The 11587-nt window shown below is 54.7% G+C and carries 9 protein-coding genes; all 9 read right to left on the reverse strand.

The features are described 5' to 3' along the window. Window positions 1-58: 58 nt before the first annotated feature. The 9 genes from ACMYSN_RS10365 to skp all read right to left on the reverse strand — a co-directional run bounded on the left by ACMYSN_RS10365 (window position 59) and on the right by skp (window position 11475). Window positions 59-2197 (reverse strand): lysine decarboxylase LdcC, encoded by a 2139-nt coding sequence (locus ACMYSN_RS10365; RefSeq protein ID WP_462497930.1) that lies wholly within the window; start codon window positions 2195-2197, stop codon window positions 59-61. Window positions 2198-2309: 112 nt separating this feature from the next. Next, the gene (accA, locus tag ACMYSN_RS10370; RefSeq protein ID WP_462497931.1) at window positions 2310-3269 is read right to left on the reverse strand and encodes an acetyl-CoA carboxylase carboxyltransferase subunit alpha; all 960 of its coding nucleotides are present in this window, start codon (window positions 3267-3269) and stop codon (window positions 2310-2312) included. A 12-nt stretch (window positions 3270-3281) separates the two neighbouring features. Continuing rightward, window positions 3282-6764, reverse strand: a complete 3483-nt coding sequence (dnaE, locus tag ACMYSN_RS10375) for a DNA polymerase III subunit alpha (protein WP_123757401.1) — start codon at window positions 6762-6764, stop codon at window positions 3282-3284. A 37-nt stretch (window positions 6765-6801) separates the two neighbouring features. Next, window positions 6802-7398, reverse strand: coding sequence for a ribonuclease HII (gene rnhB / locus ACMYSN_RS10380; protein WP_123757402.1), 597 nt, complete (start codon window positions 7396-7398; stop codon window positions 6802-6804). Then, complete coding sequence (gene lpxB / locus ACMYSN_RS10385; RefSeq protein ID WP_462497932.1) at window positions 7395-8543, reverse strand: lipid-A-disaccharide synthase; 1149 nt, start codon at window positions 8541-8543, stop codon at window positions 7395-7397. The genes rnhB and lpxB overlap by 4 nt, the downstream gene beginning before the upstream one ends. After that, window positions 8543-9331: an acyl-ACP--UDP-N-acetylglucosamine O-acyltransferase gene (gene lpxA / locus ACMYSN_RS10390; RefSeq protein ID WP_174509193.1), complete on the reverse strand. Its 789-nt coding sequence runs from the start codon at window positions 9329-9331 to the stop codon at window positions 8543-8545. Before lpxA ends, lpxB begins: the two co-directional genes overlap by 1 nt. 3 nt (window positions 9332-9334) lie before the next feature. After that, on the reverse strand, window positions 9335-9790 hold the full coding sequence (fabZ, locus tag ACMYSN_RS10395; RefSeq protein ID WP_004858132.1) for a 3-hydroxyacyl-ACP dehydratase FabZ: 456 nt from the start codon (window positions 9788-9790) through the stop codon (window positions 9335-9337). A 170-nt stretch (window positions 9791-9960) separates the two neighbouring features. After that, window positions 9961-10986 (reverse strand): UDP-3-O-(3-hydroxymyristoyl)glucosamine N-acyltransferase, encoded by a 1026-nt coding sequence (gene lpxD, locus ACMYSN_RS10400; RefSeq protein WP_154145151.1) that lies wholly within the window; start codon window positions 10984-10986, stop codon window positions 9961-9963. A gap of 3 nt (window positions 10987-10989) precedes the next feature. Then, window positions 10990-11475 (reverse strand): molecular chaperone Skp, encoded by a 486-nt coding sequence (skp, locus tag ACMYSN_RS10405; RefSeq protein WP_123757406.1) that lies wholly within the window; start codon window positions 11473-11475, stop codon window positions 10990-10992. Window positions 11476-11587: the final 112 nt, after the last annotated feature.

Here is an 11587-nt window from a genome sequence, read left to right on the forward strand (position 1 = left end):
CTACTCCTTCTGTTATTGCAGACCAGGTTACTCGCGCCGCTCATCGCGGCGCAAGCCGTTAGTCATTTTTTAAGACTCGTACCCGGTATACGCCATCCTCGTCACGCTTCGCCCCGTGGATATCGGTTTCAAAGCCGGGATAATGGCGGCCAATCGAGCAGAGCATCAGCAAGAAATCGAGTACCGTCCGGCTTTCTTCGGTAATCATCTCGCCGGGCATCAGCAACGGCACGCCCGGCGGATACGGCAGGATCATATTTGCCGAGATCCGCCCGACCAGATTTTCCAGCTCAATGGTTTCCACTTCACCTTTAATTTGCCGCTGCCAGGCCTTATTCGGCGTCATCTTCATTTCCGGCAGAACATCAAAGGCGCTGAGCATCAATTGCGGCAGCTGGTGCTGACGGATCAGACGGTGGATCCCCTGCGCCAGATCCTGAATCCGCATATTGCGGTAGAAGTCAGGATCTTCTGCGTAGAGATCCGGCAGCATGTTCTTCACCCGCAGGTTAAGATCGTAGGCGCGCTTAAACTCGGTCAGGCCGCGTAGCAGCCCCATTGCCCGGGTTTTATCGATGCCGATACTGAACAGAAACAGCAGGTTATAGGGGCCGGTTTTCTCCACCACCACGCCGCGCTCATCAAGGAATTTCGCCACCAGCGCGGCAGGAATACCTTCATCATCCATCTTGCCCTGTTCGTCCATACCCGGCGTCAGGATCGTCACCTTCACCGGGTCGAGGAACATATGCTCGTCGTCGGCATCGCTAAAACCGTGCCAGCTCTCACCACTTGCCACCGGCCAGCATTGCGCCTGTTCAATATCTTCCGGCTGCCAGATATCGAAGAACCAGCCGTCAGACTCTTCGCGCAGGCGCTGAACCTCTTTGCGGAAGTCGAGCGCCCGCTCGATCGAACGCTGGATCAAGCGTTTACCGGAGTTGCCACGCAGCATCGCCGCCGCGGTTTCTATCGAGGCAACAATGGGATAGCTCGGTGACGTTGAGGTATGCATCATAAAGGCTTCATTAAAGGTATCTTCGTCGTAGCTACCTTTGATGTGAATAAGCGAGGCCTGCGACAGCGCTGCCAGCATTTTGTGCGTGGATTGCGTTTCGAAGATCACCTTGCCGGGAATGCGATCGCCGCTCATTCCGCTCTTCCCCTGGTAGATCGGGTGGAAGTGGGTATAGGGCACCCAGGCGGAATCAAAATGGATCGACGGTACATCAAGCGTCTCTTTGATCCAGGTGGTGTTATAGAGCAAGCCGTCATAGGTGGAGTTGGTGATCACCGCATGCACCGGCCACGCTGCGCCCCCCGTCCCGTTGACCTTTTGCTGAATGCTGTCGCGGGTAAATTCGCGTTTCGGTATCCCACCGAGAATGCCCAGCGCATTGCGGGTCGGTTTCAGCCACAGCGGAACAACGTCGCTCATCATCAGCAGATGCGCCAGTGACTTATGGCAGTTACGGTCGATAAGCAGCGTGCTGCCAGCCGGCGCTGAGTACATGCCAACAATCTTGTTCGAGGTCGAGGTCCCGTTGGTCACCATGTAGCTCTGTTCCGCGCCAAAAGCACGAGCGATATACTCTTCCGCTTCCAGATGCGGTCCGGTGTGATCCAGCAACGATCCCAGCTCGGTCACCGATATAGAGACATCCGCTTTGAGCGTATTGCCGCCGAAGAAGTCATAAAACAGGCAGCCAACCGGGCTTTTCTGGTATGCGCTTCCCCCCATATGCCCTGGCGTACAGAAGGTATATTTCCCCTCCTCCACATAATTGAACAGCGCTTTGGTAAACGGCGGCGTGATGTTATCCAGATATTCGCGGGTGTACTGGGCGATGCGGGTGGCTATCTCTTGTGCCAGACCCAGCGCATATTCGAAGAACCACAGCGTCATGCGCAGATCCTGGCTGCTGACGTCCATCGTCGAGTGCGCGTTGATAAAGGCATAAAGCGGGAGGTATTCGTTCAGTTGATTGATATCGCTGCACAGATCGACGTTGTACTCATCCCAGTCAAAGATGACTCCGCAGATCCGAGGATTATGTTCAATAAACTGCAGCAGGTCGGCGCTGTTTTGCGGCCAGATGGTCTGAAAGCCTTGCCGTTGCAGGGCAGCTTCCAGCTCTTTGATCGGTTCGTCTTTGTGGTAGACGCCGTGTGGCCCCATGATGGCGATGATATTCACGCTTTCCTCCTGGAATTAACCTAAGTCAGGCATCATATCAATCGCGCTGGCGTATCGCACATAAAAAAGGGGCCGGAAAATCCGACCCCTGATAGCTTAAGCCTGGTGATGATCAGGCGTAACCGTAGCTCATCAGACGCTGGTAGCGACGGTTTAACAGCTCTTCTTCGCTCAGCGTATCGAGATCCGCCAGATCGGCCAGCAGCTGCGCCTTCAGGCTTGCCGCGATGACTTCCGGGTTACGATGCGCGCCACCCAGAGGTTCCGGAATAATGGAGTCGATAAGCTTCAGCTCTTTCAGACGCGGGGCCACGATCCCCATCGCTTCGGCAGCCAGCGGGGCTTTATCGGCGCTTTTCCACAGAATGGAGGCGCAGCCTTCAGGTGAAATAACCGAGTAGGTGCTGTACTGCAGCATGTTGACCTTGTCGCCAACGCCGATCGCCAGTGCGCCACCGGAGCCACCTTCACCAATAACGGTACAGATGACCGGCACGCTCAGACGTGACATTTCGCGCAGGTTACGGGCAATCGCTTCAGACTGGCCGCGCTCTTCTGCCCCGACGCCCGGGTAAGCCCCTGGGGTGTCGATAAAGGTGATGATCGGCATTTTAAAACGCTCGGCCATCTCCATCAGACGCAGTGCTTTACGGTAGCCTTCCGGTGCCGGCATCCCGAAGTTGCGACGAATTTTTTCTTTCGTTTCGCGCCCTTTCTGATGGCCGATGATCATCACCGGACGCCCGTCCAGACGCGCAATACCACCGACAATAGCTTTGTCGTCAGCGTAAGCACGGTCACCAGCCAGCTCGTCAAACTCGTCGAAAGCCAGGCGGACATAATCCAGGGTGTACGGGCGACGTGGATGGCGAGCCAGTTGAGCAACCTGCCATGCACCAAGATCGGCGAAGATTTTGCGCGTCAGTTCTACGCTTTTCTCACGCAGACGATGCACTTCTTCGTCGATGTTAATATCGAGTTTCTCATCCTGACGGCTTACGGCAGTCAGGGAATCGATTTTCGCTTCCAGCTCTGCAATCGGCTGTTCAAAATCAAGGAAATTCAGACTCATAGTATTCCTGTATTAGTCAAACTCCAGTTCCACCTGCTCCGAGCCGATAAGGCCACGCAGATCGTTGAGTAAACGATCGCTCGGAGAGACGCGCCATGTTGCGCCAAAACGCAACCGCGCGCGTGCATCCGCCCTCTGATAATAGAGGTGTACTGGAATAGTTCCCGAACGGTGGGGTTCCAGAGACTGACGGAGTCGGTTTAAAAGCTGGTCATCAATTTGCCTGTCCGTCAGCGAGATAGCAAGCCCGCGAGCATATTTTTCCCGGGCTTCGTCAATGTCCATCACTTCACGGGCGGTCATTTTAAGCCCCCCGCTGAAGTCATCAAAGCTGACCTGTCCGCTGACGATAAGTATGCGGTCTTTTTCCAGCAATTGCTGATATTTATCCAGCGCGTCGGTGAATAACATCACCTCCAGACGCCCGGAACGGTCATCCAACGTACAGATACCGATACGATTACCACGCTTGGTGACCATTACCCGCGCGGCAATCACGAGCCCCGCCGCCGTGGTCACTTTACCACGATCGGTCGGATGCATGTCTTTGAGTCTCACGCCACCCACGTAGCGCTCAATCTCTTTCAAATACTGGTTGATGGGGTGTCCCGTCAGATACAGACCGAGCGTTTCCCTTTCACCATCCAGCACCACCTGCTCCGGCCACGGCTGGCAGTTGGCATAAGACTGCTCGATCTGTTCTGGCTCTTCTGCCAGCACCCCGAACATATCTGCCTGGCCAATCGCCTCGGCTTTCGCATGTTGATCGGCGGCCTTGAGCGCATCACTCAGCGAATTCATTAACGCTGCACGATGCGGACCGAGGCGGTCAAATGCCCCGGACATAATCAGTTTTTCCAGGATCCGACGGTTCAGTTTTTTGATGTCGGTACGGGCGCACAGGTCGAAAAGCTCGCGGAAATAGCCGCCCTCGTTACGCGCTTCAATAATCGCTTCAATGGGGCCTTCGCCGACGCCTTTAATCGCGCCGATGCCGTAGACTATCTCACCGTCGTCATTGACATGGAAATGGTACAGCCCGGAGTTAATGTCCGGCGGCAGGATTTTCAGCCCCATGCGCCAGCATTCATCCACCAGCCCGACCACTTTCTCGGTGTTATCCATATCAGCGGTCATTACCGCCGCCATAAATTCCGCCGGATAGTGCGCCTTTAACCACAGCGTCTGGTAAGAAACCAGCGCGTAGGCAGCCGAGTGCGATTTGTTAAACCCATAACCGGCAAATTTCTCTACCAGGTCGAAGATTTTCATCGCCAGCTCGCCGTCGACGCCGTTTTTCTTCGCCCCATCCTCGAAGGTCCCGCGCTGCTTGGCCATCTCTTCGGGTTTTTTCTTACCCATCGCACGACGTAGCATATCCGCGCCGCCCAGCGTGTAGCCGGAAAGCTCCTGGGCTATCTGCATGACCTGTTCCTGATACAAGATAATGCCATAGGTTGGCTCAAGTACCGGTTTCAGGCATTCGTGTTGCCACTGTACGTCAGGGTAAGAGATCTCCTCGCGGCCATGCTTACGGTCGATAAAGTTATCTACCATCCCCGATTGCAGGGGGCCGGGACGGAACAGCGCCACCAGGGCGATCATATCTTCAAAACAGTCAGGCTGCAGACGCTTGATCAGGTCTTTCATGCCGCGCGATTCAAGCTGGAATACCGCGGTGGTTTCCGAACGCTGCAGCATATCGAAGCTTTTCTTGTCATCCAGCGGGATCGCTGCAATATCCAGCGGCGCTTCGCCTTGTTTCTCCCGCCGCTTGTTGATCATCTCCAGTGCCCAGTTGATGATGGTCAACGTACGCAGGCCGAGGAAGTCGAACTTGACCAGCCCGGCGTATTCCACGTCGTTTTTGTCAAACTGGGTGACCGGATGCAGCCCGGCTTCATCGCAATACAGCGGGGCGAAATCGGTAATTTTGGTCGGCGCGATAACCACGCCCCCGGCATGTTTACCGGCGTTACGCGTGACGCCTTCCAGTTTGCGCGCCATGTCGATCAGCGCTTTAACTTCTTCGTCAGCTTCGTAGATTTCCGGCAGCTGCGGCTCGGCTTCAAAAGCTTTCGCCAGCGTCATGCCCGGATCTGGCGGCACCAGTTTTGAAATACGGTCTACAAACCCGTACGGGTGGCCAAGCACGCGCCCCACGTCACGGATAACCGCTTTCGCCGCCATCGTACCGAAGGTGATGATCTGCGATACCGCGTCGCGGCCGTACATGTCCGCCACGTGCTCGATAACCTGGTCGCGTTTCTCCATGCAGAAGTCGACGTCAAAGTCGGGCATCGAGACACGTTCCGGGTTGAGGAAACGTTCGAACAGCAGATCGAATTCCAGCGGGTCGAGATCGGTGATTTTTAAGGCGTAAGCAACTAATGAACCGGCACCAGAACCACGGCCTGGCCCGACCGGAACGCCGTTATCCTTCGACCACTGGATAAACTCCATGACGATCAGGAAGTAGCCGGGGAAGCCCATCTGGTTAATCACCTGGAGCTCAATGTCCAGACGCTCATCATAGGCAGGACGCTTCTCAGCGCGAACAGCCGGATCCGGGAACAGGAATTCCAGACGCTCTTCCAGACCTTCTTTCGATTTCAGGACCAGAAAATCTTCCGTCGTCATCTCCCCGGTCGGGAACTGCGGCAGGAAGTATTCGCCTAAACGCACGGTCACGTTGCAGCGCTTGGCTATTTCGACGGTATTTTCCAGCGCCTCGGGAATATCGGAGAACAACTCGCACATTTCGTCTTCGCTGCGCATATATTGCTGCGGCGAATAGTTACGTGGGCGTTTCGGATCATCGAGGGTAAAGCCGTCATGGATCGCAACGCGGATCTCATGGGCATCGAAGTCGCCGGTTTCCAGAAAGCGGACATCATTGGTGGCAACAACCGGCAACCCGCGCGCTTCGGCGAGCTGCACTGCGGCATGTAGATAGGCTTCTTCATCGGCACGGCCGGTGCGAATCAGCTCCAGATAGTAGCGATCCGGAAAATGTTCTTCGTAGAAAGCGACGCACTGTTCGACCAACGGCATGTTGCCACGCATCAGGCTGATGCCGACGTCACCTTTGCGGGCGCCGGAAAGCAGAATCAGCCCTTCCTGGTGTTCAATCAGCCAGTCGCGATCGATACAGGGCCCCAGCGCGCCGTAGCCGCGCTGATAGGCACGGGAAATCAGCAGCGTCAGGTTTTGATAACCGGTATTATTGGCCGCCAGAACCGTTAATTCGGTGAGCTCATCACCCATCAGCTCGCTCTGGACGTGAAAATCTGCCCCGACGATCGGTTTCAGCCCTGCGCCATGTCCCGCGCCGTAGAACTTCACCAGACCACACAGGTTAGTAAAATCGGTGATCGCCAGCGCAGGCATACCCAGTGAGGCCGCCTTTTTTACCAGCGGCCCGGTTTTTGCCAGCCCATCGATCATGGAATAGTCGCTATGCACCCGTAGGTGGACGAAACGTGGTTCAGACATCTTCAGATTCCGGTTTACTTATTTCTCGACACAAGAATCAGGACGCAAGGCCCAGCGCGCGTTTTACCGGGCCAAAACTACGCCGATGGTGTTCGGTTGCGCCATGTTCGATCAGTTTTTCCAGATGGAAAGCGGTAGGATAGCCTTTATGCTGTGCAAAGCCATACTGCGGAAATTCGAGATCCAGAGCGGTCATTTCCGCATCGCGCACGACTTTAGCCAGAATAGACGCTGCACTGATTTCTGCCACCCGGCTATCGCCTTTGACTACCGCCTGAGCAGGCACAGGCAGCGACGGGCAGCGGTTGCCATCAATCAGCACAAACTCCGGCACCACAGTCAGGCCAGCAACGGCACGCTGCATTGCCAGCATCGTCGCATGGAGAATATTCAGCTCATCAATTTCATGGGGTTCCGCGCGTCCCAGACTCCAGCACAGCGCCTTTTCTTTGATTTCGTCGAACAGCGCCAGTCGACGCTTTTCGCTTAATTTTTTCGAGTCGTTGAGGCCCACAATCGGCTTTTCCGGGTCAAGGATCACCGCGGCGGTGACCACCGCGCCAACCAGCGGCCCACGGCCTACTTCGTCAACGCCGGCCACCAGGTGGGTATGCGGGTAAACAAACTCAATCATTTTGCTAACTCCAGTACTGCGTCCGCTGCCTGCTCATCCGCATTGCAACGAATCTGTTGATGCAGCGCCCGGAAGGTGTCGTGCATATCATGGCTGGTCTTGCCATCAGCCAGCAATGGCCGCAGCGCATCGGCAAGCAACTGCGGCTGGCACTCGTCCTGCAGCAGCTCTTTCACCAGTTCCCGCCCGGCCAACAGATTCGGTAGGGAGACATAGTCGGTTTTCACCAGCCGTTTCGCCAGCCAGAAGGTAAATGGCTTCATGCGATAGCCCACTACCATCGGGCACTTCGCCAGCATGCACTCCAGCGCCGCGGTGCCGGAGGCCAGCAGAGCCGCGTCGCTGGCAATCATCGCATCGCGCGCCTGCCCATCCAGCAGATGGACCGTGAGCTCCGGGGCCGTTTCCGCTTTAATGCGTTCAAACTGCTCCCGGCGTTTCGCATTCACCAGCGGCACCAGTACCTGCAGGTCAGGGTAATCCTGACGTAAAATTTGCGCGGTTTTCAGGAAGTCAGCGCTGAGCATTTCGACTTCAGCACCCCGGCTTCCCGGTAGCAGCGCAAGGCAGTGGACATCCCGGGCAATACCTAAACGCTGACGGGCGGCGTCTTTGTCCGGATCCAGCGGCATCGCATCGGCCATCGTGTGGCCGATAAACTGGCAGGGAACGTTAAACCGGTCATAAAACGCTTTTTCGAAAGGCAGAAATGCCAGCACCAGATCGGTCGATCTGCCAATTTTGAAAACACGTTTTTGTCGCCATGCCCACACCGACGGGCTGACGTAATGAATCGTTCTGATACCCTGTTTTTTCAGGTTACCCTCAAGGGTAATGTTAAAATCAGGGGCATCAATCCCAACGAATACATCGGGCTGCAGCTCGGTAAATCGTCGGGTCAGATCGGCACGAATATGCAGCAGGCGGCGCAGTCGTCCGAGCACTTCAACAATGCCCATCACGGCCAGCTCTTCCATTTCGTACCAGGCTTCACAACCTTCGGCCTGCATAAGCGGTCCCGCCACGCCAACAAAGCGAGCATCGGGGATACGTGCTTTGAGCGCGCGGATCAGACCTGCACCAAGAATGTCGCCGGAGGTTTCTCCGGCGACAAGGGCAATCGTCAGGGGACGCTGTACAGACATTAACGAATCAGGCCGCGTGTAGAACGGGCGAAGAAATCGAAAAATGGCTGTACTTCAGGATGCTGAACGGCCAGTTCGGCGATTTCCGGTTTGACTTCGTCCAGCGTTTTGCCGCTGCGATACAGCAGTTTATAGGCGTTACGAATCGCGGTAATCGCTTCGCGGCTAAAGCCACGGCGCTTCAGGCCTTCAATATTGACGCCATATGGCGTCGCGTGGTTGCCCTGAGCAATCACGAACGGCGGTACGTCCTGTGCGACGCCGGAGCAGCCGCCAACCATGACGTGCGCGCCGATGATGCAGAACTGATGCACTGCGGTCATGCCACCGATGATAACGAAATCATCCAGTGAAACATGCCCGGCCAGCGTGGCGTTATTCGCCAGAATACAGCGGTCGCCGACAGTGCAATCGTGTGCAACGTGCGCGTTGATCATCAGCAGGTTATCGCTGCCCACCTTCGTTAATCCACCGCCCTGTACTGTACCGCGATGAATGGTGACGCTTTCGCGAATGCGGTTGCGATCGCCAATTTCCACTCGAGTCGGTTCACCAGCGTATTTCAAATCCTGGTTAACTTCACCGATGGAAGCGAACTGATAGATCTCGTTATCACGGCCAATTTTGGTGTGGCCATTAACAACAACATGAGACTTCAGTACGGTGCCTTCGCCGATTTCGACGTGAGCACCAACAATACAAAACGGGCCAATGTGAGCGTTTGCACCAATAATGGCGCCCTCTTCTACAATGGCAGTAGGATGAATAAAGGCGGTTTTATCAATCACGTATCAGGCCTCCCGGCTACGCGCACACATCATCGTTGCTTCGCAAACCACTTTACCGTCAACCAGCGCCACACCTTTGAAACGCGTCAGGCCACGGCGGGTTTTCTCGAAAGTGACTTCCATAATCATCTGATCGCCAGGTACTACCGGACGTTTGAAACGCGCTTCATCGATCCCTGCGAAGTAATACAGTTCGCCAGGTTCGAGTTTACCCACGCTTTTAAATGCCAGAATACCCGTGGCCTGCGCCATCGCTTCCAGAATTAACACGCCAGGTAAAATCGGCTTACCAGGGAAGTGCCCCTGGAAAAACGGCTCGTTAACAGAAACATTTTTTACTGCGCGCAGAAAACGGCCTTCTTCAAAATCCAGCACACGGTCTACCAGCAGAAACGGGTAACGGTGAGGCAGAAGTTCCAGAATCTCTTCAATATGCAGAGTATGAGTTTCAGTAGTCAAAATACTCTTCCTGTCTAAATATACTAAAAGGCAATAATAACACGGCCTGCTGCAATCTTATGAATGCAACAGGCCGAAAATTTTTACACGCCACCTCTTAAGCCACATCGTTGTCAGCCGTAGCAGCCACCCCGATGTTGCTTGCATGATGTTGTGTGGTAACAGAGACGTTAATCTTGCTGATTAACCTTCCGTTCAATTGATTTGAGGCGTTTGCTTATCTCGTCAATGTTCATCACCAACGCTGCGGTTTTACGCCAGACTTTGTTCGGCTGCAGCGGAATACCTGATGAATAGACGCCTGGCTCGGTAATAGGACGCATCACCATACCCATTCCGGTGACGGTGACTTTATCGCAGATTTCCATATGCCCGTTAATAACGCTCGCGCCGCCAATCATGCAGTAACGGCCAATTTTCAGGCTGCCTGCCATGATCACACCGCCAGCAACGGCCGTATTGTCACCAATCACAACGTTATGGGCAATCTGGCACTGATTATCAATAATCACACCATTACCGATGACGGTATCATCCAGCGCACCACGGTCAATGGTCGTACAGGCACCAATCTCCACTCGGTCGCCAATAATCACGCGACCTAACTGTGGGATCTTCACCCAGTTACCACGATCGTTGGCATAGCCGAAGCCATCTGCGCCAATCACCGTACTGGACTGGATCAGGCAATTCTCACCGATCTCAATCTCATGGTAAACGCTCACGTTGGCCCACAAACGGGAGCCCGCGCCAATTTTGGTCTTTTTACCGACGAAGCACCCGGCACCAATCACGACGTTATCGCCAAGCTCAACATCAGATTCGATAACGGCATTCGGGCCGATGGCAACGTTCTTACCTAGCTTCGCCGTGCTATCAATCACCGCACTGGGTGCGATATTCTGCGCCGGCTGCGGCGTAGTATCCAGAATTTGAGCCATGCGCGCGTAAGTCAGGTAGGGGTTACGCACTACCAGCGCGGCGCCTTGGGCAAAGGGTAAATCGTCCTGCGTCATCACGACGGCAGAAGCCTGGCATGCGGCCAGGTGTTCACGGTATTTAGGATTAACCATGAACGTAATATGGCCTGCTTTGGCAGTCTGCATGGACGCAACACCGGTGATGACGATATCGCCATCACCGTGTAATTCTGCATCCAACTGCTGCGCAAGATCAGCCAGTCGAATTGAAGGCATTACTTATTTAACCTGTTTCAGCACATCAGCGGTGATGTCTTTCACATCGCTGCTGTTGTATGCAACGGCATTAGAATCAACAACCAGGTCGATGCTCTGGCTGCTCGCTACGCTTTTCACAGCGGTCTGGATACGGTTAACCAGTTTGCCACGTTCTTCGTTGGAACGACGTGAACGATCCTGCTCAAAAGACTGTGCTTTTTGAGAGAAAGTCTGGCGCTGAGCCATAACGTCTTTTTCCAGCTTGGTACGGTCGGCACCCGGCTTCATAGACTGCAGACGCTGCATTTTGGACTGCAGGTCGCCTTCCATACGCTGCAGCTCGCTTGCGCGGCCTTTGAACTCATTTTCCAGCGTATTAGAAACACCCGTTTTCTGAGCTACCTGTTGGAACAGGCTGTTCATGTTAACCATTGCAATTTTATCTGCCGCCTGCGCGGAAGTTACCATTGCTAAACCCAGACCTGCAGCTAATAACCACTTTTTCACAATTAACTCCTTACCATCCCATGAGTACCCAGGGGTACCGTTATTTGCGTGGCCAGGCGATAACCGCGGTTATCGCCTAAAGTCAGCGCTATACTGCACTTACATTCCTTTG

The organism is Klebsiella sp. R445 (assembly GCF_051131755.1).
GTDB lineage: Bacteria > Pseudomonadota > Gammaproteobacteria > Enterobacterales > Enterobacteriaceae > Klebsiella > Klebsiella lignicola.

What these genes read in the sequence shown, in the direction of transcription:
- lpxB (WP_462497932.1), bottom strand. Translation starts at nt 8,543, where the DNA reads ATGTCTGTACAGCGTCCCCTGACGATTGCCCTTGTCGCCGGAGAAACC.
- dnaE (WP_123757401.1), bottom strand. Translation starts at nt 6,764, where the DNA reads ATGTCTGAACCACGTTTCGTCCACCTACGGGTGCATAGCGACTATTCC.
- rnhB (WP_123757402.1), bottom strand. Translation starts at nt 7,398, where the DNA reads ATGATTGAGTTTGTTTACCCGCATACCCACCTGGTGGCCGGCGTTGAC.
- accA (WP_462497931.1), bottom strand. Translation starts at nt 3,269, where the DNA reads ATGAGTCTGAATTTCCTTGATTTTGAACAGCCGATTGCAGAGCTGGAA.
- lpxD (WP_154145151.1), bottom strand. Translation starts at nt 10,986, where the DNA reads ATGCCTTCAATTCGACTGGCTGATCTTGCGCAGCAGTTGGATGCAGAA.